This is a genomic window from Sphingomonas sp. Leaf4 (genome assembly GCF_920939515.1).
Classification (GTDB): Bacteria; Pseudomonadota; Alphaproteobacteria; order Sphingomonadales; family Sphingomonadaceae; genus Sphingomonas.
Map to the genome: position 1 here is coordinate 94274 of NZ_CAKLBB010000004.1, position 26424 is coordinate 120697.

Below are 26424 nucleotides of genomic sequence, written 5' to 3' on the forward strand. Positions count from 1 at the left end.
GGCCGGCACCGCACAAGAAACTCGCTCTTCCGCGAGTTTCCAGACGGACTCTTGTCTGCCGTCCTACAGGGTGCGACGCCTGCCTTGCAAAGACTTCGTTCACCTCTGCGCGCTATCGCTTCCTGTCGGATCAAGGGGACGGACGTTGCACCACGGCGGACTGAAGGCGGCGTTGCGATCGTGGGTACAGGGATCGGACGATCCCGCCCGCGGCGATGCCGACCGCGCGCTGCTGCTACTGCGCGAGGCGGAGGACCATGGCCCGACGTGGTTCTGGCAGACCGACCGCATCGGCAGGCTGACCTATCTCAGCGGCAAGATCGCCACGGTGTTCGCCGACCATGGCCTCGATCCGGTGGGGATGCCGCTGATCGACCTGTTGCGCATCGCCGGCGGCGCCGAGCGCGGCGGCGACGCCGAACGCACCATCGCCTTTCATCTGAGCGCGCGCACCGCCTTCGCCGACTATGCCGTCACCCCGGCGATCAAGGGCAGCGGCGACTGGCACTGGACGGTGTCGGGCAGCCCCGCCACCGATCCCTATGGCCGGTTCGAGGGCTTCGTCGGCACCGGCAGCGATACCGGATCGATCCGCCAGTCCGATGCGGCGATCACCCGCCTCGCGTTGTTCGACAGCCTGACGGGGCTGGCCAACCGCCAGCGGATGCGGATGTCGCTCGAACAGACGCTGGCGCAAGGGGGGTATGACGGGACCGCGCTGTTTCTGCTCGACCTCGACCGGTTCAAGGCGGTGAACGATACGCTGGGGCACCCGGTCGGCGACGCGCTGCTCAAACAGGTCGCGGCGCGGCTGACCCGGGCGGTCGGCGAGGCCGGCCTCGTCGGAAGGCTGGGCGGCGACGAGTTTCAGGTGGTGCTGCCGCGCATGGGCGACCGGGCGGCGATGGCGACGCTGGCGCAGGGAATCATCGCCGCGCTGTCGCAACCCTTTTTCATCGGTGAGGCGTGCGTGTCGATCGGCTGTTCGATCGGCATCGCGGTTTCGCCCGAGCATGGCGACGGCCCTGACACCCTCGTGTCGCATGCCGATCTCGCGCTCTATGCCGCCAAGGGCGCGGGACGCGGCGTCCACCGCTTCTTCCACGACGCGCTGCTCGACGGGGCACGGTCGCGCCAGTTGCTCGAAACCGAATTGCGCCAGGCGCTGGCGCTCGACCAGATGCGGCTGGTCTATCAGCCGGTCGTGGCGACCGCCGATGGCGCGATCACCGGCTATGAGGCGCTGTTGCGCTGGGACCATCCGCAGCGCGGGCGGATGCTGCCCGCCGACTTCCTCAGCGTCGCCGAGGAATCGGGGCTGATCGAGCCGATCGGCGAATGGGTGTTGCGCACCGCGTGTCGCGACGCGGCGCGCTGGGGCGGCGAGACACATCTGGCGGTGAACCTGGCAGCGACGCAGTTCGCCAATCCGGCCTTGCCAGCGATCGTCACCAACGCGCTGGCCCGCGCCGGCCTGCCGCCCGACCGGCTGGAACTGGACGTGGCGGAGGCGAGCGTGTTGCGCGATCTCAACGCCTCGGCGACGATCTTCGCCGCGCTCAAGACGGTCGGGGTGCGGATCGCGCTCCATGATTTCGGGGCGGGGCCGGCGTCGCTCGGCTGCCTGCGCCGCCTGCCGTTCGACCGGATCAAGATCGATCGCAGCTTCGTGCGCGGCGTGGGCGACGTCGCCGGCCGCAACGCGGCGGTGGTGCGCGCGATCACGACGCTGGCCGATGCACTGGCGATCGAGACGACCGCCAAGGGCGTGGAATTCCACGACGAGATCGCCGCCGTGCGCGACCTGGGCTGCGACAGCGTGCAGGGCTTCGTCTATGGTCAGCCGCTGGAAGCCGAGGCGGCGATCGCGCAACTGCGCGCCGGCGGCGTCGCCGAGAGCAGCGGCCTGAAATCCAATCGCGCGCCGCGCACCCGCATGTTGCGCAGCGCCACGATCGAGATCGCGGGCGAACGCCGCATCGCCCGCATCCGCGACCTGAGTTCGACCGGCGCGCTGATCGATTCGATCGTGTTCGACGACGATCTCGTCGGCGATCGCCTTCGGATCGAGATCGTCGATGGCCAATGGGTGGCGGCGACGCTGCGCTGGGCGCAGGACGGCCGCGCCGGGCTGCATTTCGACCAGCCGATCGTGATCGACCGGCGGATGATGAACCGCCGCCGGGGTTGATCGCAAACCGTTACCGGGGTTAGCCACGGCGCATGACCGAGTTGCCCAAGACCGAGGCGGACGCCGCCGCCGAGCTGACCGATCTCGCGGCGCGGATCGCCCGTGCCGACGCGCTGTATCACGGCGAGGACGCGCCCGAACTGGACGATGCCGAGTATGACGCGCTGGTCCGCCGCAACCGCGCGATCGAGGCGGCCTTTCCGCACCTCATGCTCGCCGATTCCCCGTCGCGCCGGGTCGGTGCCGCGCCGTCGGGGCATCTGGCGAAGGTCGCGCATGCCCGGCCGATGCTGAGCCTCAACAACGCCTTTGCCAACGACGACGTCGCCGAGTTCATCGCCGGGGTCCGCCGTTTCCTGCGGCTGGCCGACGATGTCGCCGTGGCGCTGACCGCCGAGCCGAAGATCGACGGACTGTCGTGCTCGCTGCGCTATGAAGGGAGGCGGCTGGTGCGCGCGCTGACGCGCGGCGACGGATCGGTCGGCGAGGACGTCACCGCCAATGTCGCGACGATCGCCGACATTCCGCAGACCTTGCCCGAAGGCGCGCCCGACGTGTTCGAAGTGCGCGGCGAGGTGTATATGGCCAAGGCCGATTTCGCCGGACTGAACGCCCGCCTGCTGGCGGACGCGCCCGATCCGGCCAAGGCGCGCCAGTTCGCCAATCCGCGCAACGCCGCCGCCGGATCGCTGCGCCAGAAGGACGCCGCCGTCACCGCCGCCCGCCCGCTCAAATTCCTCGCGCATGGCTGGGGCGAGGCGAGCGCGCTGCCCGCCGAGACTCAGGCCGGGGTCGTCGCGGCCTTGCGCGACTGGGGCTTCCCCATCGCCGAGGCGTTCCGGCGGTGCGAGGGCACGGCGGAGGCGCTCGACGTCTATCGCGCGATCGAAGGGCGCCGCGCCGACCTGCCGTTCGACATCGACGGGGTGGTCTACAAGCTCAACCGGCTCGACTGGCAGGAGCGGCTGGGCTTCGTCGGCCGCGCGCCGCGCTGGGCGATCGCGCATAAATTCCCGGCGGAGCGCGCGCAGACGACGCTCAGGGCGATCGATATTCAGGTCGGGCGCACCGGCGCGCTCACCCCGGTCGCCCGGCTGGAGCCGGTGACGGTCGGCGGGGTCGTCGTCACCAACGCCACGCTGCACAACGCCGACGAGATCGAGCGGCTGGGCGTGCGCGTCGGCGACCGGGTGGTGGTACAGCGTGCCGGCGACGTCATCCCGCAGGTGGTCGAGAATCTGACCGCCGGCGAGCCGCGCGACGCCTTCGTCTTTCCCGCCGAATGTCCGGTGTGCGGGTCGCTCGCCGAACGTGGTGAGGGCGAAGTGGTGGTGCGTTGTACCGGTGGGCTCATCTGCCCGGCGCAGCGGGTCGAACGGCTGATCCATTTCGTGTCGCGCCATGCGTTCGACATCGCCGGGCTGGGGCTGGTGCGGGTCGAGGAATTCTTTCGCGACGGGCTGATTTCCTCGCCCGCCGATATTTTCCGGCTGCACGGAAAACGCGCCGAGCTGGTCCAGCGCGAGCGCATGTCCGACCTCGTCGTCGGCAAGCTGCTCGACGCGATCGAGGCGCGGCGGACGATCGCGCTCGACCGGTTCCTGTTCGCGCTCGGCATCCGCCATGTCGGCGAGATCACCGCGCGCGACCTCGCCCGGCGCTACGGCACGATCGAGGCGTTCCGCGAGATGATCGACCGCGCGCTGGCGGTGCGCGCCGAAACGGTTCCGGCGATCGGCGAGAACGACCGCAAGTTCGTGCTGCGGCGCGGCCGGGCGCTGGTCGCGGCGGTCGAGACGCAGGGCATCGGCCCCGAAGTCGCCGACGCGCTGCTCGCCTTCTTCGCCGAGGAGCATAACCGCGCGGTCGTCGACGATCTCTTGAGCGAAGTCCGCCCCGCCCCGGTCGAACACACGACCGTCGCCTCGGAACTGACCGGCAAGACGGTGGTGTTCACCGGCAGGCTCGAAACGCTCAGCCGCGACGAGGCCAAGGCGCAGGCCGATGCGCTGGGCGCGCGGGTCGCCGGATCGGTATCGAAAAAGACCGATCTGGTGGTGGTCGGCGCCGATGCCGGATCGAAGCGCGCGAAGGCCGAGGAACTGGGTATTCGCGTGATCGACGAGGCGGCGTGGAACGCGATCGTATCGAATGCGACGTGATGTTTTTGCAACGCACCAACAGAGACTTGGCCACCCCCTTTCGATTGTCAGAAAATAGAAATATGCGACGTTCATTGGCGCTGGGACGGTGAAGCGCACCGCCCGAACCAACTGACGAGTCGCGCCAAAAATATTGCGATTCAAAGGGGACTTATGAACACCAAGCTCTTTGCCGGCGTGGCCTTTGCTGCGCTCCTCCTGCCTGTATCGGCCTTTGCGCAGTCGACCGGTTCGACCGATTTCGAATCGGAAGACATCGTCGTCACCGGTTCGCGCGCCGACAACGGCGTCGACGGCATCAAGATTCCCGACGGTCCCAAGGCGCGCGTCGTGCTGGATCAGGAATTCCTAGCCAAGCAGACCCCCGGCAACACGGTGCTCGACGCGCTGAACATCGTTCCCGGCGTCAACTTCACCCAGAGCGATCCGTTCGGCTCGTCGGGCGGCAACATCCGCATCCGCGGCTTCGATGGCAACCGCGTCTCGCTGACGTTCGACGGCTTCCCGCTGAACGATTCGGGCAACTATGCGATCTATTCGAACCAGCAGCTCGACCCCGAGCTGGTCGACGAGATCAACGTCAACCTCGGCGCGACCGACGTCGACAGCCCGACCGCATCATCGTCGGGCGGCACGATCAACTATCGCACGCTGATCCCGTCGGAAACGCTGTCGGCGACGCTGGTCGCTTCGTACGGCGATTTCGATTTCCACCGCGTGTTCGGCCTGATCGAAACCGGCAACCTGACCGCGTCGGGCACCCGCGCGTTCCTGTCGGCGTCAAAGGCCTCGAACGACAAGTTCCGTGGCACCGGTGAAATCCGCAAGCAGCAGTTCAACGCCGGCATCTACCAGCCGCTGGGCGACAACGGCGACTTCATCCGCATCTCGGGCCACTATAACGAGAACCGCAACAACCAGTTTCGCAACCCGACGCTGAGTGACATCCGCAATGCGCTGCCCGCCGGCGTCGTTGCGGCGAACGCCGCGGCATCGCCCGAAAACCCGATCCGGCTCGACTTCACGAACAGCCAGTTCGCGGTCGTCAACGGCATCGAGAATGACGCGCTCTGCTCGACCCCGACGCCGGTGAACGGCACGGCACAGGCGGCGGCCAACTGCTCGAACTATTACGGCGTCCGCATCAACCCGTCGAACACCGGCAACGTGCGCGCCAATTCGCGCTTTTCGCTGACCGACCGGCTGACGCTGACGCTCGACGGGTCGTACCAGTATGTCCTCGCCCATGGCGGTGGCAGCACGACGCTGAGCGAGAGCGATCCCCGTGCCAAGGGCAGCCTGACCGGTTCGCAGGGCGTCGACTATAACGGCGACGGCGATTTCCGCGATACGGTGCGCTTCTTCACGCCGAACATCACCAACACCAACCGCTACACCGGCATCGCCTCGCTGCGCTACGACTTCAGCGACGACCAGCGCGTCCGCGTCGCCTATACCTATGACAATGCGCAGCATCGTCAGACCGGCGAATGGGGCTATCTCTATTCGAACGGCATGCCGGAAAACCCGTTCGCGGGCCGCAACGGCCGCCCGGTGCTGGCCGCCGACGGCTTCGTCATCACCCAGCGCGATCGCAAGTCGGTGGCGTTGCTGAACCAGATCTCGGGCGAATATATCGGCCGCTTCTTCGACCGGAGCTTTACCATCCAGGCCGGTCTGCGCGTGCCGTTCTTCAAGCGCGATCTCCAGACCTACTGCCCGGTCCAGGCACGCGACGGTTTCGCCTATTGCTCGTCGCAGCCGATTCCCAACCCCACGGTGACGGGCACGCAGCCCTATGTGATCGTGCAGCCGGGTGCCGCCTTCACCAGCACGGGCAATCCCCAGCCGCTGTATGCGCCCTATGCGCAGGAATATACCTACGACGCGCTGCTGCCCAACGTCGGCTTCACCTACAACTTCGTCGACACCAACCTCAGCATGTTCGGCAGCTACGCCAAGGGTCTCTCGGCACCGCGCACCGACAACCTGTACCGCGCGCCGTTCATCGACGTGCAGCCGGAAAAGACCGACTCGTTCGATCTCGGCCTGCGCTACAACAGCCGCATGGTGCAGTCGCAGGTCACGGGCTGGTACATCGGCTACAAGAACCGCATCGTGACCTCGTTCGACTTCGAACAGGGCATCTCGTTCGACCGCAACATCGGCGCGGTGGAAAGCTATGGCTTCGACGGCACCGTCACCGTGCGTCCGGCGCAGTGGGTCGGGCTGACGGCGATCGCGTCGTACACCCATACCGAGCTGCTCTCGAACGTCCGCACCACCGGCACGCAGGTCGTCGCGACGCGCGGCAAGAAGGTCACGGAAACGCCTGAGTGGCAGTTCGGTGGTCGTGCCGAGTTCAACTATGGCCCGGTCAACCTCGGCGTGCAGGGCAAGTGGGTCGACGAGCGGTTCGCGACCGACCTGAACGACGTGGTCGTCGGTGCCTATACGCTGGTCGATCTCGACGCGCGTTTCAGCCTCGAGGATTATGGCTTGAAGCGCACCAGCCTGTCGCTGAACGTCCGCAACCTGTTCGACGAGCGCTATTTCGGCAACATCAGCACGCAGGTCGACGCGCGTTCGGGCAACCCGAACTTCTCGGTCGGCTATCCGCGTACCGTCATCGGCTCGGTCAAGTTCGGCTTCTAAGCCCTACCGAACCCGGCCATCCGCGAAACCGCCGTCCCGGAAACGGGGCGGCGGTTTTCGTTTGGGGCGGGTTTCCGCTACACACCCGCTTTGCAACCCGCCCCCCGCAGCCTAGAAACGGACAGGGGCAGAACGATGTGACGGAGCGCATGACGCTAAAGCCCGCCATTTTCTCGCGACCCTTCTTCGAACAGAAGAACCGCGCCTTCTGGCTGCTGCAGGCGGCCGGATGGACCGGCTATCTGATCCTGCGATCGGTCTCGACGGTGGCGAGCGCGGCGTCGCTCAAGAGCGTGCTGGGCAATATCGTCGAGGTGATCGTCGGCTATTGCCTGACGCTGCTGATGAGCGTGCTGTACGGCTATTACCGGTCGATGCCGCGCCTGCCGGCGATCTTCCTGACGATGTGTACCCTGTCGGCGGCGACCTTCGCCTATTCGCTGATCGACGCCTTCGTCTTCACCTTTATCCGCAACGTATCGCCCGATGTCAGCTTCTCGCTGGTGCTCGGCACGCTGTTCCTGAACTTCACCGTGCTGGCGGGCTGGTCGGCGCTGTATTTCGGCATCAACTTCTATCTCGTGGTCGAACAGCAGGTCGACGAGATGCAGATGCTGGAGATGCAGGCATCCTCGGCGCAGCTCGCGATGCTGCGCTATCAGCTCAACCCGCATTTCCTGTTCAACACGCTGAACTCCATCTCGACGCTCGTCCTCCTCAAACAGACCGAGAAGGCGAACGTGATGCTCAGCCGCCTCGCCTCGTTCCTGCGCTATACGCTGGCGAACGAGCCGACCGCGCATGTGACGCTGGAGCAGGAGGTTGAAACACTCAAACTCTATCTCGATATTGAAAAGATGCGGTTCGAGGAGCGCCTGCGCACCAGTTTCGATGTCGACGCGCGCGTCGCGCACGCGCGGCTGCCCTCGCTGCTGCTGCAACCGCTGGTCGAGAATGCGATCAAATATGCGGTCACGCCGCAGATCGAGGGGGCCGACATCACGCTTACCGCTCGGCTCGCCGGTAACCGGGTGCAGATTGCCGTATCGGACACCGGCCCCGGCTTGATCGACGGCCCGAAGCGGCCGACGCTGTCGACCGGTGTCGGGTTGCAGAACATCCGGGACCGGCTGGCGCAGGCCTATGGTCCCGATCACCGGTTCGACACCCGCTCCGGCGCGGGTGGCGGCTTCGTGGTCGAGATCGAACTGCCGTTCCAGACGCAAGACGTTACCAAAGAGGCCGCATGACCATCCGTACCATCCTTGTCGACGACGAGTCCCTGGCGATCCAGGGACTGGAACTGCGGCTGCAAGCGCATGACGATGTCGAGATCATCGACAAATGCACCAACGGACGCGAAGCGATCCGATCGATCAAGACCCACAAGCCCGACCTCGTCTTCCTCGACATCCAGATGCCCGGCTTCGACGGCTTCTCGGTCGTGCAGGGGCTGATGGAGGTCGAACCGCCGCTGGTGGTGTTCGTCACCGCGTACAGCGACCATGCGATCCGCGCGTTTCAGGCCGATGCGGTCGATTATCTGATGAAGCCGGTCGAGGAATCGCGCCTCGCCGACACGCTCGACCGGGTGCGCCAGCGCCTGTCGGAAAAGCGTGGGCAAGCCGAGGTCGAAAAGCTGAAGGAAGTGCTGGCCGAGGTCGCGCCCGATACGGCGGCCGAGATGGAAGCCGCCGATGGCGGCGGCGACGACGCGGTCGGCGCCAACCGGTTCGAGAAGCTCATCAACATCAAGGATCGCGGGCAGATCTTCCGCGTCGACGTCGACACGATCGAGATGATCGAGGCGGCGGGCGATTACATGGTCATCAACACCGGCGACAATTCGCTGGTGCTGCGCGAGACGATGAAGGACCTCGAAAAGCGGCTCGATCCGCGCCGGTTCCAGCGGGTCCATCGCTCGACGATCGTCAACCTCGACCTCGTCAAGCAGGTGAAGCCGCATACCAACGGCGAATGTTTCCTGATCCTCGAATCGGGATCGCAGGTGAAGGTCAGCCGGTCGTACCGCGACGTGGTGGCGCGCTTCGTCCACTGATGCCCGAGATCGTCGTCGCGGCGCTGTACCGCTTCGTTCCCGTAGCCGATCCCGAAGCCGTGCGCGCCGCGCTGGAGGCGGTGCTGGCGGCCCATGGCGTGCGCGGCACGTTGCTGGTCGCGGGCGAGGGGCTGAACGGCACGATCGCGGGGTCGGCGGCGGGGATCGACGCCGCGCTCGCTGCGATCCGCGCGGTGCCGGGGTGCGAAGACCTGGCACCCAAGTTCAGCCATGCCGCGACGATGCCGTTCCACCGGCTGAAGGTACGGCTGAAGCGCGAGATCGTGACGATGGGCGTGCCGGGCACCGATCCGAAGCGAATCGTCGGCACCTATGTCGCGCCGGCCGACTGGAACGCGCTGATCGCCGATCCGCAGACGGTCGTGATCGATACCCGCAATGCCTATGAGGTGAAGGTCGGCACTTTTGCCGGGGCGGTCGATCCGGGGACCGACAGCTTTCGCGACTTTCCCGACTGGTTTCGCGCCAATCGCGACGCGCTGCTGGCCGGCAAGTCGAAGGTCGCGATGTTCTGCACCGGCGGCATCCGCTGCGAGAAATCGACCGCGTTCTTGAAGAGCGAGGGCGTCGAGGAGGTCTATCACCTCGACGGCGGCATCCTGAAATATCTCGAAGCGGTGCCGGCGGAGGCCAGCGCGTGGCAGGGCGAATGCTTCGTCTTCGACGAACGGGTCGCGGTGGGGCATGGCCTGACGCCGGGCAGCCACGGTCTGTGCCGGGGGTGCCGCAGGCCGGTCAACGACGTAGACCGCGCCTCGCCGCTGTACCGCGAAGGGGTGGAGTGCCCCGCCTGTGCCGGCACCCATGATGCGGCGACGCTGGCGGGCAAGGCCGAGCGCCACCGGCAGGTCGCGCTGGCCGCTGCTCGGGGGGAACGCCACGTCGGCGCGCGGATGGAGCGTGAAGGGGACAACTCCCCTCCCTGACGAGGGAGGGGTTGGGGGTGGGTCGGTCGGCGAGGAAACGCTGCGGCTCCCACTACCCTACCCACCCCCGGCCCCTCCCTCGTCAGGGAGGGGAGTGTGAGACTTACTCGCCGTCGGCGGCTTTCGTTTCATCGGTGTTCGCCTCGGCCTGTCCGGCATCATCCGCCGCATCCGCCGCCGGCGTCTGGAAATAGGCCTCCACCGGGCCGGTCAGCTTGATCGTCAGCGGCTGGCCCTTGCGGTCCATCTTCTTGCCGAGTGCGACGCGAATCCAGCCTTCGGAGATCGAATATTCCTCGACGTCGTTGCGTTCGGCGCCCTTGAAGCGGATGCCGATGCCGCGCTCCAGCACCGGCTGGTCGAAGTGGGGGCTGCGCGGATTGATCGAGAGGCGATCGGGGGGCGTATCAGTCATGGGCGCGGCCCATGCCGTAAAACCGTGCGCGCGCCAAGCGCAAAGGGCGGGGGATGCCTCCCCCGCCCCGCCCGTCCGGTCAGTTGCAGACGCGGACGCGGACGTTCTGGTCGTAATAGGGATCGTAGCGCTGCTCGATCCAGCACCGCTGATAATCGCGATAGCGCGAGGCGTAATAGCCATCGTTCGGATAATAGCCACGCTGACGATAATAACGGTCGTCGTAGTTATACGCATAGCCGCGATCGCGGTAATAGCGGTCGCGCTGATACCGATGGCGTGGTCCCGACGCCAGCGCCGCGCCGATGGCGAGGCCGGCGATCCCCGCCACCACGGCGGTGCCGGTATTGTCGCGGTCGCGGTAATAGCCGCGACGCCATTGCGCGTCGGCGGGGGCGGCAGCGGTCAGCGTCGTCGCGGCCAGTACCGCGCCCAGACCGGCCTTTGTCAGCAAGGTCGTCATGCCCGTTCTCCTGTCATCTCCCGGCAGGGTTCACCAACCGAACCGGGTCGACGCCTCCGCGTCGATGATGGCATGTCTGCCACGCAGCGACTGAACGGTCGCGGAACCGGTCATTCACGGGCGGTTTATCGAAGGCGGGAGGACGGGCGATGGCGTATTGGCTGCTGAAATCGGAACCGGACAGCTATGGCTGGGACGGTCTGGTGCGCGACGGCGGCACCGAATGGGACGGGGTGCGCAACCATGCCGCCGCCGGTCATCTGCGCGCCATGCAGGTCGGTGACGAGGCGCTCTATTATCATTCGGGCAAGGACAAGGCGGCGGTCGGCGTGGCGCGGATCGCGCGCGCTGCACGGCCGGATGGCGAGGATGGCTGGGTGTCAGTTCGTATCGAACCGCTCCGCCCCCTGCCCCGCCCGGTCGCGTTGAAGGCGATGAAGGCCGAAGCGGCGCTGGCCGACATGGCGATGCTGCGCCAGTCACGCCTGTCGGTATCGCCGGTCGGCGACGCCGAATGGGCGGTGCTGCTGCGACTAGCGGGGGAGTAGCCACTCCCCCGCCGACCGGTCAGGCGGCGTCGACCCGGGCGAGGCGCGGCGACAGCAGATGCACCGCCAGCAGCGCGACGAAATAGGCCGATCCCGCGACGAAGAACAGCGGCGCATAGCTACCGATCCCGTCGAGGACGTAGCCGGCGTATTTCGCCATCATCATGCCGCCGATCGCGCCGACCGTTCCGCCAATCCCGACGACCGATCCGACCGCCGCGCGCGGGAACAGGTCGGAGGGGAGCGTATAGAGATTGGCCGAGAACGCCTGATGCGCGGCGGTGGCGATGCCGATGACGAGGACGGCGACCCACAGATTGTCGATCGACTGGGCGAAGAGCACCGGCAGGACCGCAAAGGCGCAGACCAGCATCGTCGTCTTGCGCGCGAAGTTGACGGTGCGCCCGCGCGCGATCAGCCGCGATGACAGCCAGCCGCCAGCGACGCTGCCAAGGTCCGACAGCAGATAGATCGCGACCAGCGGCGGCCCGAAGCTCAGCAGGTCGAGGTCGTAGCGATCGCCGAGATAGCCCGGCAGCCAGAACAGGAAGAACCACCAGATCGGATCGATGCAGAATTTGCCGAGCGCATAGGCCCAGGTCTCGCGCTTCGTGACCAGCCGCTTCCACGCGATCGGCTTGACCGGATCGGCCGGATCCTGCTCGATCCATGCCAGCTCGCCGCTCGACAGCTTCTTGTGATCGCGCGGGGAGCGATAGAAGATCAGCCACAACGCCAGCCAGAGGAGGCTGACGACGCCGGTAACGACGAACGCCATCCGCCAGCCATAGGCGACGGTCAACAGCGGCACCGCCAACGGCGTGATGATCGCGCCGACGTTCGCCCCGGCGTTAAAGACCCCGATCGCGAAGGCGCGTTCCTTGGCCGGAAACCATTCGGTGACGGCCTTGATCCCCGCCGGGAAATTGCCCGATTCGCCAAGACCCAGCCCGAAGCGCGCCATGGCGAACTGGGTAACGCTGTACGCGCCGCCGTGCGCCATGTGCGCGATCTGCCAGATCACGAAGGCGACGGCATAGCCCATGCGCGCGCCGATCACGTCGACGATGCGACCAAAGCCGATATAGCCGATCGCATAGGCGAACTGGAAAAAGAAGATGACGTTGGCGAAGTCGGTTTCGGTCCAGCGCAGGTCTTTCGACAAGGTGGGCTTGAGCACCCCGATCATCTGCCGGTCGACGTAGTTGATGCACGTCGCCATGAACAACAGGCCGACGATGCCCCAGCGATAGCGGCCGGCGCGCGCTACCGCGCGGTCGATACCGTCATTCTGCCCCGCTTGCATGCCGTAGCTCTCCTTGCATCCCCTGCGCGGGCATGGCGGCATCGATCGCGCAGCTCACCCGCAGACTTCCGAATTCGGCATCGAAGCGCTGTCCGGGCGCCACCGGATGAACCCCGGTGACGGCGCCGGACGATACCCATTGCCCCGCTGCCAGCGTTAGACCACGAGAGGCGAGGCAGTCGATCAGAAACGACACCGCGCCGATCGGTCCGTCGAGCATCGTGCGCGCGCTCGCTTTACCGATCACCGCGCCGTCGATCCGCGACACGACCGGCCAGTCGATGAAATCGCCGTCGCGCCAGCCGGGAATCTCCGCACCGACCAGCAGGCCGTGGTTGTTGCCGTAATCGCTGATCGTCACCAGCGGGCCATCGGCGTTGATGCCGGGATAGGGCGAACTAGCGATCTCGATCCCGACATGGACCGCGTCGATCAACTCCAGCACCGCATCGTGCGACAGTCGGCACGCACCAGGCGCGGGGCTGCGGGCGATGCGGATGCAATATTCCGCCTCGGCCGCCGCGAACCCGTCGGCGATCACCGGCAGGACGGGCGTGGCGTCCAGGAACAACTGATCGGCAAAGATCGGTCCGGCCAGCCGGTTGGCCCCCAGTTGCGTATCGAGTGGCGCGTTGATCTTGCCGACCTTCCACCCGACGACCGTCCGCCCATCGAGCGCGATCGCCCGGTCCTGCACGCCATAGGCTTCGCCCAGCGTCGTCGGACGATCGCCCGGATACTGCGCAAGTCCGCGCGCATCACGCCGCGCGGCGACGAATGCCTGCGCAATCCGGTCACGGTTCTCCATACACGGCCCCTCTCCTTTGATTGCCACCGGCGTATCGGAAACCGGTGTCACTGACAAGCGAGCGAATTGCATGACGGGGACATTGGCGTGCGCGCCACCCCGCGCTATCGATTGCCGATGAAACGCAGCGGCCAGCCCACGATCAACGACGTCGCCCGACTCGCCGGCGTATCCAAGAAGACGGTCAGCCGCGTCATCAACCGGTCGCCGTTGCTGGGCGGCGAAACGCGCGAGCGGGTGGAAGCGGTGATCGCCGAGCTGGGCTATATCCCCAATCCGCAGGCACGCGCGCTGGCGCTGCGCCGCAACTTCCTGATCGCGCTGATCCACGACAATCCCAATGCGCAGATGGTGCTTAACGTGCAGCAGGGATTGCTGGAGGTGCTGCGCGATACCGAGTTCGAATTGCTGGTCCACCCGGTCGATCGCGGTGCGCCCGACATGGCCGACGAGATTCGCCACTTCCTCGAACGCCAGCGCCCTTATGGCGTGATGCTGCTCCCGCCGATCTCCGAGAATGACGCGCTGGCGGCGCTGTGTACGCAGATCGGCTGCCGTTATGTCCGCATGGGATCGGCCTCGTTCGACGAGCACGCTCATATGGTATCGTCGAACGACCGCGAGGCGGTGCGCGGTGCGATCGACCATCTGTTCGCCGCCGGGCATCGCCGCATCTGCATGATCGCCGGGCCGCATGGCTTCCGCTCGGCGTTCGAGCGGCAGCAGGGCTATGAGGAAGCGATGGAGGCCGCCGGGATCGGCATGCAGCGGACGTGGATCGCGCAGGGCGACTATACGTTCGAATCGGGGATGCGCGCCGCCGAACGCCTGCTCGATCTGTCACCGCGCCCGACCGCGATCTTCTCGTCGAACGACGAGATGGCGGCGGGCGCGCTGCATGTCGCGCGGCAACGCGGGCTGGACGTGCCGCAGGATTTGTCGATCATCGGGTTCGACGATACCTCGATCGCGTCGCATCTATGGCCGCCACTGACGACGGTACGCTGGCCGATCGCGACGATGGCGCGGGCGGCGGCGCTCAAGCTGATCGAGGATGGCGAGGAGATCGGCGAGCCTTCGGAAGAAGCGATGTTCGTCTCGACGCTGATCCGCCGCGCCTCGGTCGCGCCGCCCGCCGGGTGACTTGCCCAGCTCGATGACACCGATTACCTTTCCCCCAACCGGCGTATAGCGCCGGACGGGAGAGGTACGATGCAGATCGACAGGCGCACGATCTTGGCGGGCGGCGCGGCGCTGGCCGCCATGCCCGGTGCGGCGCGAGGGGCGACCGATCCGATAGCATGGGGTCCCGGCGGTCGCTGGCAGGGGCTGCGGGAAGCGAGCGTCTCGGTCTTTCGCGGTATCCGCTACGGCGTCGACCCCGGCACCTATCGCTTCCAGCCGCCACGCGCGCCGATCGCGTCGCATGACGTGCAGCGCGCGATCGCCTTCGGCCCCACCTGCCCGCAGCGCGGAACAGGACCCGACCGGGCGGAGGACTGCCTGTTCCTGAACGTCTGGACCCCTGAAGCGCGACCGGGCGCGCGGCGGCCGGTGATGGTGTACTTCCACGGCGGTGCCTATTCGGGCGGGACGGTTGTCGAGCCGCTGGTGTTCGGCAACCGGCTGGCAGCGGCGGGCGACGTGGTGGTGGTGACGGTCAACCACCGGCTGAACGCGCTTGGTTATCTGTATCTCGCCCGGCTGGACCCGCGCTTTGCCGACAGCGGCAACGTCGGCCAGCTCGATCTGGTGCTGGCGCTGCGATGGGTGCGCGACAATATCGCGGGCTTCGGCGGCGATCCCACCCGCGTGATGGTATTCGGCCAGTCGGGCGGCGGGGCCAAGATCGCGACGCTGATGGCGATGCCCGCCGCCCGGGGGCTGTTCCACGCCGCCGCGACGATGAGCGGCCAGCAGGTGACGGGGTCCGGCCCGATCAACGCCACCCGTCGCGCCGAAGCGTTCCTCGCCCGGTTGAAGGCGACCCCGGCGCAAGCGGCGACGCTGCCGGTCGAGCGGCTGATCGATGCGCTGGGCGCGGAGGACCCGATCCTTGGCGGCGGAGTGTATATGGGGCCGGTGGTCGACATGCGGTCGCTGACGCGGCACCCGTTCTGGCCCGATGCGCATCCGCTCGGGGCGACGATCCCGCTGATCCTCGGCAACACACGCGAGGAAACCCGCGCGTTCATCGCGCCCGACGGTCCGGTGTTGCGTGGGATCGACTGGAGCAACATCGCCGCCCGGCTGGCCCCGCAACTGCGCATCGACGTGCATCCCGAATGGCTGGTCGCGCAATATCGCCAGCATTTCCCGGCGATGACGCCCGCCGACCTGCTCTATGCCGCCAGTACCGCCGGGCGAAGCTGGCCGGGACAGGTGATCGAGGCGGAGGCGCGCGCCACCGCCGGGGTGCCGGCATGGGTGTATCAGCTCGATTATTCCTCGCCGCTGCGCCCCGGCGGCGGCGCGGCGCATACCGACGATATTCCGCTGGTGTTCGGCACGCTCGACACCCCCGGATCGGTCAGCGGCACCGGCGCGGATGCGCGCACGGTATCGGCGCGGATGATGGCGGCGTTCGTCGCGCTGGCGCGGAGTGGTAATCCGGGGGCGGACTGGCCGCGCCATACCTTGCCCCGCCGGGCGACGATGATCTTCGACCGGGTCAGCCGGGTGGCGGACGATCCACGCCGTTGGGAACGGGAACTGTTCGCACAGTTTCCCTATGTTCAGCCGGGGACGTGAGGCGGTAGAATATCGCATGCTGCGTCGACGGTCCGTCCTGATCCTGGGTGTCGTTGTCCTCATGGCCTTCGACGGACTTTGGCTGCTGCACCGGCAGACACGGGCTGGCCCTCCCGTCACGCACATCGAGCTGGATTCGCTGGCCATGGTCGTGCCGACGCGCCGGCCGGCGGCGCGGCTGGTCGATGGCCGCTGGGACATGGACCCACGGCCGGATACCGAACGCCCGTTCCCCGGCCTGCCCCGACTCGCCTATGTCAGCCTTGCGCCGGACCCGACCCTGGGCCATGCCGTCCGGATGATCCGCGATCTTCGGCAGCGCGGTATCTGCAATGTGCTGATCCGCGAGGGCGGATCGCCGTCCGGCGTATTGGATTTTCCCGGCGGACGGGATCGCGGCCTTCAAATCCCGGCGCTCGTGCTTTGCGGTGAAGCCATCGGCGACGGATGAGGTTCAGGCCGCGTCGTCACCCCGGACTTGTTCCGGGGTCCACCCAGCCGCATACGCTATCGATAGCGCCTCAAGCGGCATCGATCGCCGTGCCGTGGACCCCGGAACAAGTCCGGGCTGACAAAGGAAGACGGCATGTTCGATCAAACGCTGCACCGGATGTAGCGGAATATCGATCCGGCCGCCGTCCTACTCCACCGCCTCCGCCAGCGGATAGCTGACGATCAGCGCCAGCGGCTTGGTGCCGCGCTGCGCGATGCCCACGACCGCGCCGTCGTAGAGATACACCGTCGTCCCCGCGCCCACCCGCCGGGTCACGCCGTCGCTGGTCACGTCGCCCTCGCCCGAAACGACATGATAGACCTCATCGTGCGCGATGGGGTGCAGGCCGATCGCCGCGCCCCGGTCGAGCGTGCGGCGGCGGAACTCCATCGTGCGGCCGGGCACCTTGTCGGTGATGCGCCATGCAGTGCTCATGCCGATGTTGCCGTGCGGCACCGGCTGGCGCACGCGCGTGCCCTCGTCGTCGATCACGACCATCGCCGGAGCCTTCGCGCGGCCCGTCGCCCAGCCGAAACCCCCCGCGACATGCGCCAGCACGCGCGCGTCGCTCCAGCTTTCGCGGCGATGGCCAAGGCCGGTATAGAATACCCGCCCCTTGCAGACGCGGTGCGCCCACGCGAGCGGTTTGGGATTCACCTCGCTCGAACCGATCGATTGCGGGTCGACCGTCAGCAGATGATCGAGGTCGGGCGACAGGTCGTTGAACCAATACCATTCGTCGGCGATGCGGAACGCTGGCGGCAGCGTCGCGGTCGCGGCGTGACGGTGTGCGGTGCGAGACACCGCCGCCTCGGGCGTGCCCTGCGGATGGCGCGCGAAGCGACCGCCGATCAGCCGGGCATACCATGGCCAGCCATAATGCGAATCGGCGGCGGCATGGATCGCCACCACCCCGCCGCCCTCCTCGACATAGCGTTGCAGGACGGTCCGCCGCGTGCCGGTGAACCATTCGCTTTCGGGCCGTTTGGAGTCGGTGGTCGTCGACACCAATACGACCGCCGCGACATCGGTGAGCGGCGTATCGAACACCGCCGGATCGTCGCTCGCCACCGGTTCCAGCCCCTGCGCGCGTGCCATCGCCTCAACCGCCGCGACGCCTTGCGGGATCGAGTCGTGGACGAAGCCGGTCGCGCGGTGGAAGATCAGCACGCGCGGGGCGGCGGCGGCCGGCACCGCGCCAAACAGCAGCGCGCCGGCGACGACCAGCCGCGCGATCGGCCGCGCGATCATTGGCGCATCGCCCGGTCGCGTGCCGACAGCGACTCTTGGACTGGTCCCTTCTGCCCGGGATAGCGGCCCGATTTCGGTTCCATCGTGGTCAAATCCCATTCGGCGTCGACGAACGGCGCGCCGGTCTGCACCGGATGGGGATATTCGCTCACTTCGCGCTCGTCGTCGATCACCTTTCCGCGCCCCTCGGCGACGAAGAACAGCACGCGGATGTCGTCGGCATCCCGGTCCCACGGCCGCGCACCGGCGTTGGCCAGCACATGCGTCTCGACATCCGGCGACGGCAGCACCGGCAGGCCGGTCGGCCAGACCGGCGGGGTCTTCACCTCGATCAGCTTCGCGCGGGTGACGCCGTAGCGCCCGAACATTGGCAACGGTTCGCCATGCCGGTCGACCGCGACATTGTCGCGCCCGTGATAGCGCAGGTCGCCGTCGCCGCCGAGCATGAGGAACGGCAGCCGCTCGTCGGTCGACGGGCCGCCGCGCATCACGTTGCCCACCGCCGACAACTGCCCTTCCTGATAGGCATGGCCCGCCCATTCGAGCGCCATCAGGTTGTAATGCACCGCGCGCTTGGCGGGATCGTAGATCAGGTTGTTGACCATCGCCGCGTGCACCCCGCCCTTCAGCAGCGGGCTGCGCTCGACATTATGGGCATAGACGTTGCGCCAGATCAGGATGCCGCTGGCATTGTCGTGGATCAGCGACCCCTTGCTATGCTCGCCCTTGGGGTGGCTGGCGTCGGCCAGCCCCTCGGCCAGCAGATTGTAGCTGAAGGTGATGTTGTGGCTGGTGTTCCGGCGCCATTCGTCGGGGGTCGCCCCCTCGAAGCGCGGACCGGAGGCCGAGAGATTCTCGTCGAGCGCCCATGTCATGGTGCAATGGTCGACGATCACGTTGGTCGCGGCCACCGTATTCATCGCATCGACCTCCCAGCCCGAGCGCTTGGCCTGTCCGTCGAGGCCGGGACGTACCCGGAGGTGGCGGACGATCACGTCGTGCGCGCGAATGTCGATGCCGCCGCGGATCAGCGTGATGCCGGGCGACGGCGCGGTCTGTCCGGCGATCGTCAGAAACGGTTCCTTGATCGTGATCGTCGTGCGGGCGAGATCGATCACGCCGCCGACCTCGAACACCACGATGCGCGGTCCCTTCGCCTCCAGCGCGGCCTTGAACGATCCGGGGCCATCGGCCGCCAGCGTCGTCACGCGCAGGATGCGACCGCCGCGTCCGCCGGGCGTCACCGCGGCCCATCCCTGCGCCCCCGGAAAGGCGGTAGTGGCCGGCGTCGCGGTCGTCCCCTGCGCCAGTGCGACCGGCGCGGCCATGGCGGCGGGCAACAGGCCGCACAGGACCAGACGGGCAAATCCGTTCATCTTCATTCCTCTCCGAGCGGTTCTTGACAGCTTCGTGCGGAACGCACAATGTCGCTTTGACACCGGTTTCTCAAGCCAAAAAGGCAAAACCGGCAATCTGTGGCGGCAACGGCCGTTACGGACCGTCCCACGGGCGAAACAGGCGGTATGGCCTGTGCCCGTCGGCAGGGTGATCGATATTACGGGCACATCGATGCGCCCGGTGTCATCGCAGCAGGGAGAGGATTGACCATGCGCTATCACGACCATCGACGCACGCTCGCGGTGCTGCTCGCCGCGACCGCACTGACCGCCTTTACCGGCATCGCCCAGGCGCAGGACGCGCCGGAACAGCCGGGCGCCAGCCAGCCCGCCGAAGGTGACAATGTCGAGGAAGACATCATCGTCACCGGCTTTCGCGCGTCGCTGAACGCCGCGCTGAACGTGAAGCGCCAGTCGGTCGGCGCGGTCGACGCGATCGTCGCCGAGGATATTGCCAAGTTTCCCGACCAGAATCTCGCCGAATCGCTGCAACGCATCCCCGGCATCGCCATCCAGCGCGACGGCGGCGAGGGCCGCGCGATCACTGTGCGGGGTCTGGGGGCGCAGTTCACCCGCGTCCGCGTCAACGGCCTCGAAACCGTCACCACGTCGAGCGACGGGGCCTCGGCCAACCGCGACCGATCGTTCGATTTCAACGTCTTCGCCTCCGAGCTGTTCAGTTCGATCGTCGTCCACAAGACCGCCTCGGCCGATCTGGACGAAGGGTCGCTGGGCGCGGTCGTCGATCTCAACACCGGCAACCCGCTGGCGGGCAAGGCGGGCTTCACCGTCGCCGCCTCGGCGGTCGCCAACTATAACGACCTGTCCGAAACGGTCGGGCCGCGCTTCGCCGGGCTGATCGGGTGGAAGTCGCCCGACGGCACCTTCGGCGTTTCGGTATCCGCCGCCTATCAGGACACCGTCACCAAGGAGATCGGCAACAATACCGTCCGCTGGGCACAGGCGCGGTTCGATTCGGTCGACGGCACCCGCTGCTGGACCGCGCCCAATCGCGGCGGCACCTATATCGCGGGCGCGGCGTGCGACCGTGCCGCGCTGTCGTTCCACCCGCGCATCCCGCGCTATGGCGAGGTGACGCATAGCCGCGAGCGGCTGGGCCTCACCGGCAGCGTGCAATGGTCGCCGGGCGATGCGACCAAGGTGTCGATCGACGGCCTGTATTCGCGCTTCCGCGCCGATCGCCGCGAGAAATGGGGCGAGGTGCTGCTGCGCTCGAACGAGCGGCAGATCGACGTCGTCGGCCCGACCTATGACGACAGCAACAACATGGTGTCGGCCACGCTGAACGATGCGTGGGTCCGCACTGAACATTATTTCCGCCAGTCGCAGACCGAATTCTACCAGATCGGCGGCACCTGGGATCAGGACCTGTCGGACAAGGTCCGCTTCACCCTGCTCGGCGGCTATTCGAAATCGGATGCCAGCGTGCCGGTGGAAACGACGCTGGTGTTCGATGATCGCGACGCGCAGGGCTATCGCTACGACTATAGCGACAAGGACGCCCCGGTGCTGACCTTCGGCACCAGCGTCACCGATCCCGCCAATTTCCAGCTCGCCGAAATCCGCGATCGCCCGTCCGACGTGGTCAACCAGTTCAAGACCGCGCAACTGCGCACCGAATGGGACGTGGCCGAGGGGTTTCAGGTCAAGGCCGGCGGCATGTGGCGGCGCTACGACTATGACATCACCGCCTTCACCCGCGACACGGCGGTGTGCGGCAACGGCGGGCGCGATCTTGTGCTCGGCACGATCACCTGTTCGGCGACGACCGCCTTTGGGCCGACCGCGATCTATGGTTTCCAGGCGACGAACGCGCTGTCGGAGCTGTTCACGCTCAAGGGATCGAACGCACCGTCGGGCACCACCACCCAGTGGCTGATCCCCAACCTCGATGCCGCGACCGCGTTCACCGGGCTCTACAACCGCCCGCTGGCGCTCGACGTCGGCAACAATCGCGGCGTGACCGAGGAAACTAAGGGCGGCTATCTCCAGTTCGACGCCAAGGGCACGATCCTCGGCCTCGACTATGCCGCGAACGGCGGCATCCGCTACGTCCGCACCGACCAGTCATCCTATGGCATCAACAGCGGCGTAGCCGTCACCGTGAAGCGCGATTACGAGGACTGGCTGCCCTCGATGAATATCGCGCTCTATCCCACGCCCGACATCATCCTGCGCGGCGCGATCGCCAAGGTCATCACCCGCCCGTCGCTCGGCAATCTGACGCCGGGCGGATCGGCCGACGGCTTCAACTTCCGCGTGACCAGCGGCAATCCGTTCCTCGAACCGTTCCGCGCGACCAATTACGATCTGGCGGCCGAATGGTATTTCGCCCCGCAATCGGCTTTTTCGGTCGCGCTGTTCCGCAAGGACATCGCCAGCTTCCCCGTAGCGATCAGCCGCAGCGGCACCTTCACCGAAACCGGCCTGTCGCCGAACGTCCTCGTCTCCTCCTCGCCCGCCGCGCTCAACCCGGCGTTGCAGACGCAGGACATCTGGACGATCGCGACGACCGGCAACGGTGCCGGCGCATCACTGGAAGGGATCGAGATCGCGCTCCAGGCGCCGTTCCGCTTCCTGCCGGGCGTACTGCGCAACTTCGGCGGCATCGTGAACGCGACGTTCGTGCGATCGGAGGCAGACTATACGCAGCAAGGTCCGGCGACGGTGCCCGGCGGCACGCTGCCCACCGTCACGCGCACCGAAACGCTCTACAATGTGTCGAAGCGTCAGTTCAACGCGACGCTCTATTACGAGGATGCCCGCTTCAGTGCGCGCACCTCGGTCGCGTATCGCGGCCCCTATGTCGATGCCGGGTCGGGCACCGGCAACATCTTCGAGGGCTATGATTCGATCGCCAACGTCGATGCGTCGATCCGCTACAAGCTGACCGATTATCTCGAACTGTCGCTGGAGGGGACCAACCTGACCGACGCCTATCGTCGCCGCTTCGTCGACGTCGATGCGCGCCGCAATTACGAAAACAATCACTTCGGCCGCACGCTGCTGGTCGGCGCGCGCGTCAAGATATGAGCGAGGGCCGCCGTACCTGTCCGCAGGTACGGCGGCTTAAGGCCCTTCTCCGCAAGAGCGACACCGTGAATGGCCGAATATCGATCGGTCTTGATTCTATTCGCGCAGGTCGCGCACGCGACAGGCGCTGACCCGTACCGGATTGCACCGCGCCATCGCACCGCCGGGCAGCGTCACGGTGAAGCGCAGCCCCAGCGGATCGGGTGCGCCGGGATAATAGTCGGTGCTGATCGCCTGCGCGCCGCTCGCCGCCGCCGCATTCGCCTTGGCATGATCGTTCGCCCGCGCTTCCACGATGTTCGCATCGGTCCGCGTGCGCACGATCACCCCGGCCCTTATCCAGTCGCGGATGCGCGCGCCGTCGACCAGCGGGTCCTGCACGATCTGCACCGCGCTTTCCGCCTCACCCGCCGGATACCAGCCGAACATCGCCCGGCCGTTCAGCGAGCGATGACCCGCACGATAGGCGTCCGACACCGCGGCGCGGACGTCGAACAGCACGTAGATCTTGCCGCGTGCCGCCTCCAGCGAGGGCCAGCCGCGCGTGCGCACCGCTTCGGCCAAGGTCGCCGCATTCCCGCGCACCATGTCGGGCGTGAGCAGCCGCGTGCCCAGCGCCGCGCGAATCTCGCCATCGAGCGCATTCAGCAGCGCCGCATCGTCGAGCGGCAGCGGCGCGGCGATCTCCGGCCGGGTCGACGGCGTGTCGGCGGCGTTGATCGTCAGCATGATCGGCAGGTGGCGCGGATGACGGCGCGACCATGCCGCCACTTCGCCCAGACACCCGGCCAGCGTCGGGCAGGTGCTCAGATAATCGACGTCGGGGATGTGGAACACCTTGTACCCCGGCCGCAGCATCGCCGCGCGGTCGAAGCCGGTCGTCTCGCCGGCGGCGCGGGCGATCACCTCACCCTTGGGATCGGCATAGCGGCCGCCGTTCGGATCGGCGAAGATGTCGATCTCCAACTGCCGCACACCCCGGTCGAGCTGCGCGGTGAGCGAGGGATGATAATAATCGAGCGCATCGGCCATGCGGGCGTCACGCGCGCGGATCGTCCGCAGCACCGACGCCGGAATGCGCGCCTTGAAGCTGTTGTGCGACCCGACGACCTGCACATCGGCCATCGTCGGACGCGTTGCGGGAGCGGCCGCGACGGCCGCCCCCATCAACACCGGAAACAGAAGTTTGCGCATCAGAACTCCGCCCGCACGCCGAACAGCAATGTGCGCCCGTAATAGTTGATCTCGCCGAACCGCAGCTTGCTGTCCTGATAGCTGTATGCCCGCGCGCCGGCGATGTTGATCGCCTCGATGCTCGCCAAGATACGCGGCGTCAGCCGGTACGAGAAGTTGCCGTCGAGCGACCCGAACGGCGCGACATAATTGGGTGCCTGCGTCGTGCTGCCGGTGCCCGCCAGATAGGCGTCGCGCCAGACATAGGACAGCCGGGTCGACACCGGCCCCTTGTCGTAGAAGCCGACGAGGTTGAAGCTGTTCTTCGACAGGCCGATCAACTGGTCGACGATCGCGCGCGCGCCCGCCGTATAGTTCGCCTTGACCGAGGTGTGGGTATAGGACGCCTGCACGCCCAGCCCGTCGAACGGCGCGGGGAGGAAGGTGAAGACCTGATTATAGGCCGCCTCCACGCCGTACACCTTGGCATCGCCGCCGTTGACCTGTGTGCTCAGCAGCACGGTGCCGCGCCCCGGAATGTCGATGTTGACGTTCTGCGCGGTGATGTAGTCGTCCATCGCCTTGTAGAACACCGCACCGGTCAGCGCGCCGGTGGGGGCGAAATACCATTCGAGCGATCCGTCGAACTGCGTCGCGAGGAACGGCTTCAGTTCCGGGTTGCCGCCGCTGGCGGTCGGGGCGTCGGTCGACACGGTGATGCGCGGCGCGCTGTCGGTGACGTTGGGGCGGGTCAGCACCCGGCTGGCGGCGAGGCGGCCGACCAGCGTCGGCGTGATCTCGGCGCGCAGGTTGGCGCTCGGCAGGATGTTGTCGAACGTCCTGGGGAAGCTGACCGCGCGCGGCGTGGACCCCAGCGTCAGCGTGCCGTTCGCAACCTGATCGGTATGGACATAGCGCGCGCCGACATTGCCGGTGACGGCGACGTCGCCGATCGGAAAGCCATAGTCGGCGCGGACATAGCCCGCCGTGATCTTTTCGCGCGTCACGAACGACGACCGCAGGTCGCCCGCCGTCAGCGGCGCGGCGGCGATGGCCGGGGTGAACAGCCGGTCGAAGAACGTGCCGGTGTCGGGCACCAGCCAGTTACGCGGTGTGTTGCCGTCGACGTCCTTCAGGAAATCGTCATAGGGCAGCGGCAGCAGCGCGCCGTTGCCGAGCGCCGATACCGGCTGGCCGGTCAGCGTATTGATGTTGAAGTCGCGGCGGAAATAGTCGCGCTTACGCCAGTGATATTCGCCGCCGGCCGCCAGCTTGGTGACGAACCCGTCGAAGTCGCGGGCGACATCGATACGGGTATAGGCGTCCCAGTCCTTGCTGTCCTTGGGCGCGATGTTGAACGTCTGCACGACGAAATTGGTCGGATCGGTCAGGCTGCGCGTCGTGGTGATCGTCGGCAGCACCTTGTACCCGCTCGAGGCGTCGTAGCTGAACGGCGCGAAGAACATCGCGCGGCTGCGCACCGTGCCCTCGCGGAAGCTGGGGTGGAAGCTGTGCGCCGCCGACCAGTTGGCGGTGGCCGACACATGCCAGCGATCCGGGGTCCACGCCTGCTTCAACCCGATGGTCAGCAGGTCGTGGCGGTTGAGGCTGTATTCGCGCGACGCCATGAAGCGCACGTCGTTGATCGTCGCGGCGGCGACGGTATTGCCCTCGATCTTCTGCGATCCGGCGACCAGCACCGGACGATGGCCGGCGACACTGGTGTCGTCGGGATAGATGTCGATGCCATATTCGTCATAGGCGACGTCCAGCCGCGTCGCGATCACGTCGAGCGTGGTTTCGAGGTCGGCGCCCGGCCGCCACTGCGCGGAGACGATCCCCGACACGCGGTCACGCTTCTCGGTTTCGATCGTCGGGCGGGTGCGGGTCGGCGTGTAGAAGCCGTTGCCCAGCACGCCACTGAACCGGTTGAGGTTCCAGCCGAAGTTCAGGAAGCGGTCGTTGCGCACTTCCTTGCCCCAGTATTGCACGCCCGCCAGCACGCCGAAGGTGCCGTCGGCGGTGGTCGCGCTGTGCAGCACCGTGGCATTGGGGCGGACGCGGTGCGTCTGCCCGGTATAGGTGCCGCGCAGGTTCAGCGTGGTCTTGTTGCCGATGTCGAGCGGGCGGAAGGTCGTGACGTCGATGTTGCCGCCCAGCGCGCCTTCGGTCATGTCGGCGGTCGGCGTCTTGACCACGTCGATCCGCGCGACGAACTCGGCGGGCAGCATCTCGAATCGGAACGAGCGGCCCTGCGCGCCGCCATTCTCGATCAGGTCGTTGAGTGCGAGCGACCGGCCGTTCAGCAACGTGTTCTGAAACTGCGGCCCCAGCCCGCGCACGCTGACATACAGCCCTTCGCCGCGCGGACGGGTAATCGCGACGCCGCTGACCAGTTGCAGCGCCTCGGCGACGTTCTGCGCGGGGAATTTGCCGATGTCGGTCGAGGCGATCGAATCGACGCCATACGCCGCCTGCCGCTTGGTCTGCGTCGCGGTGGCGAGGCTGCGGGCGTAGGAGCCGGTGACGACAATATCGTCGCCCTCCTGATCGGCGGTGGCGGCCTCGGTCGCCTGTTGCGCATGCGCCGGCACGGCCACCGCCAGCGCGGCGAGCGTGAACGGCAAGGTCGCGCCAAGCGCGCGGGACATGGTCTTCATGGTTGGAAATCTCCCCCTCGCGCGAACCGCGCGACGTCAGGCGGCGGCGGGTAGGAGGACAGGATGACAAACCGGCGCAATTACGATTACA

19 protein-coding genes and 1 pseudogene are annotated in these 26424 nt (G+C 67.0%); 11 read left to right on the forward strand and 9 right to left on the reverse strand.

Features of this window, described 5'->3' with window-relative positions; all coding sequences use genetic code 11:
- Positions 1-145: 145 nt before the first annotated feature.
- The 6 genes from LRA89_RS06990 (at position 146) to trhO (ending at position 10014) form a co-directional block, all read left to right on the forward strand.
- The gene (locus tag LRA89_RS06990) at positions 146-2191 is read left to right on the forward strand and encodes an EAL domain-containing protein (RefSeq protein ID WP_230769574.1); all 2046 of its coding nucleotides are present in this window, start codon (positions 146-148) and stop codon (positions 2189-2191) included.
- 32 nt (positions 2192-2223) lie between these two features.
- Complete coding sequence (gene ligA, locus LRA89_RS06995; protein ID WP_230769575.1) at positions 2224-4353, forward strand: NAD-dependent DNA ligase LigA; 2130 nt, start codon at positions 2224-2226, stop codon at positions 4351-4353.
- Between the two features lie 153 nt (positions 4354-4506).
- Entirely contained in the window at positions 4507-7008 is a 2502-nt protein-coding gene (locus tag LRA89_RS07000) for a TonB-dependent receptor (protein WP_230769576.1), read from the forward strand.
- 149 nt (positions 7009-7157) lie between these two features.
- Positions 7158-8258 carry a sensor histidine kinase gene (locus LRA89_RS07005; protein ID WP_055759315.1) on the forward strand — a complete coding sequence of 367 codons (1101 nt, stop codon included), beginning with the start codon at positions 7158-7160 and terminating at the stop codon, positions 8256-8258.
- Positions 8255-9067: a LytR/AlgR family response regulator transcription factor gene (locus LRA89_RS07010; protein WP_055759312.1), complete on the forward strand. Its 813-nt coding sequence runs from the start codon at positions 8255-8257 to the stop codon at positions 9065-9067. Before LRA89_RS07005 ends, LRA89_RS07010 begins: the two co-directional genes overlap by 4 nt.
- A complete protein-coding gene (gene trhO, locus LRA89_RS07015) occupies positions 9067-10014 on the forward strand; it encodes an oxygen-dependent tRNA uridine(34) hydroxylase TrhO (RefSeq protein ID WP_230769577.1) in 948 nt (315 codons plus the stop codon). Before LRA89_RS07010 ends, trhO begins: the two co-directional genes overlap by 1 nt.
- A 103-nt stretch (positions 10015-10117) precedes the next feature.
- Here the strand turns inward: trhO and LRA89_RS07020 are convergent, their stop codons facing one another.
- Both LRA89_RS07020 and LRA89_RS07025 read right to left on the reverse strand, forming a co-directional pair.
- Positions 10118-10429 carry a DUF3297 family protein gene (locus LRA89_RS07020; protein ID WP_230769578.1) on the reverse strand — a complete coding sequence of 104 codons (312 nt, stop codon included), beginning with the start codon at positions 10427-10429 and terminating at the stop codon, positions 10118-10120.
- Between the two features lie 79 nt (positions 10430-10508).
- The gene (locus LRA89_RS07025; RefSeq protein ID WP_230769579.1) at positions 10509-10892 is read right to left on the reverse strand and encodes a hypothetical protein; all 384 of its coding nucleotides are present in this window, start codon (positions 10890-10892) and stop codon (positions 10509-10511) included.
- A 149-nt stretch (positions 10893-11041) separates the two neighbouring features.
- On the opposite strand from LRA89_RS07025, the gene LRA89_RS07030 reads away from it, so the two are divergent.
- The gene (locus LRA89_RS07030) at positions 11042-11440 is read left to right on the forward strand and encodes an EVE domain-containing protein (protein WP_230769580.1); all 399 of its coding nucleotides are present in this window, start codon (positions 11042-11044) and stop codon (positions 11438-11440) included.
- A gap of 19 nt (positions 11441-11459) precedes the next feature.
- On the opposite strand, the gene LRA89_RS07035 is transcribed toward LRA89_RS07030, so the two are convergent.
- Entirely contained in the window at positions 11460-12746 is a 1287-nt protein-coding gene (locus LRA89_RS07035; protein ID WP_230769581.1) for an MFS transporter, read from the reverse strand.
- Positions 12727-13554 (reverse strand): 2-keto-4-pentenoate hydratase, encoded by an 828-nt coding sequence (locus LRA89_RS07040; protein ID WP_230769582.1) that lies wholly within the window; start codon positions 13552-13554, stop codon positions 12727-12729. The genes LRA89_RS07035 and LRA89_RS07040 overlap by 20 nt, the downstream gene beginning before the upstream one ends.
- A gap of 117 nt (positions 13555-13671) precedes the next feature.
- On the opposite strand from LRA89_RS07040, the gene LRA89_RS07045 reads away from it, so the two are divergent.
- From LRA89_RS07045 to LRA89_RS07055, 3 genes are all read left to right on the forward strand, one after another.
- Positions 13672-14697: a LacI family DNA-binding transcriptional regulator gene (locus LRA89_RS07045; RefSeq protein ID WP_230769767.1), complete on the forward strand. Its 1026-nt coding sequence runs from the start codon at positions 13672-13674 to the stop codon at positions 14695-14697.
- A gap of 69 nt (positions 14698-14766) precedes the next feature.
- Positions 14767-16305: a carboxylesterase/lipase family protein gene (locus tag LRA89_RS07050; RefSeq protein WP_230769583.1), complete on the forward strand. Its 1539-nt coding sequence runs from the start codon at positions 14767-14769 to the stop codon at positions 16303-16305.
- A gap of 16 nt (positions 16306-16321) precedes the next feature.
- Positions 16322-16756, forward strand: coding sequence for a hypothetical protein (locus tag LRA89_RS07055; protein WP_230769584.1), 435 nt, complete (start codon positions 16322-16324; stop codon positions 16754-16756).
- A 189-nt stretch (positions 16757-16945) separates the two neighbouring features.
- Here LRA89_RS07055 and LRA89_RS07060 read toward each other — a convergent pair whose 3' ends face one another.
- The 3 genes and pseudogenes from LRA89_RS07060 to LRA89_RS07070 all read right to left on the reverse strand — a co-directional run bounded on the left by LRA89_RS07060 (position 16946) and on the right by LRA89_RS07070 (position 19425).
- Positions 16946-17296, reverse strand: a complete 351-nt coding sequence (locus tag LRA89_RS07060) for a cupin domain-containing protein (protein ID WP_230769768.1) — start codon at positions 17294-17296, stop codon at positions 16946-16948.
- Positions 17297-17332: 36 nt separating this feature from the next.
- Positions 17333-18148: pseudogene (locus LRA89_RS07065) on the reverse strand (ThuA domain-containing protein); the annotation flags it as partial.
- Entirely contained in the window at positions 18046-19425 is a 1380-nt protein-coding gene (locus tag LRA89_RS07070) for a pectate lyase family protein (RefSeq protein WP_230769585.1), read from the reverse strand. The gene LRA89_RS07070 and the pseudogene LRA89_RS07065, both read right to left, overlap by 103 nt.
- 231 nt (positions 19426-19656) lie before the next feature.
- On the opposite strand from LRA89_RS07070, the gene LRA89_RS07075 reads away from it, so the two are divergent.
- Entirely contained in the window at positions 19657-22500 is a 2844-nt protein-coding gene (locus tag LRA89_RS07075; protein WP_230769586.1) for a TonB-dependent receptor, read from the forward strand.
- Positions 22501-22596: 96 nt separating this feature from the next.
- Here LRA89_RS07075 and LRA89_RS07080 read toward each other — a convergent pair whose 3' ends face one another.
- Together LRA89_RS07080 and LRA89_RS07085 are read right to left on the reverse strand one after the other, a co-directional pair.
- Positions 22597-23694, reverse strand: coding sequence for a Ca2+-dependent phosphoinositide-specific phospholipase C (locus tag LRA89_RS07080; RefSeq protein ID WP_230769587.1), 1098 nt, complete (start codon positions 23692-23694; stop codon positions 22597-22599).
- Complete coding sequence (locus tag LRA89_RS07085) at positions 23694-26333, reverse strand: TonB-dependent receptor (RefSeq protein WP_230769588.1); 2640 nt, start codon at positions 26331-26333, stop codon at positions 23694-23696. Before LRA89_RS07085 ends, LRA89_RS07080 begins: the two co-directional genes overlap by 1 nt.
- Positions 26334-26424: the final 91 nt, after the last annotated feature.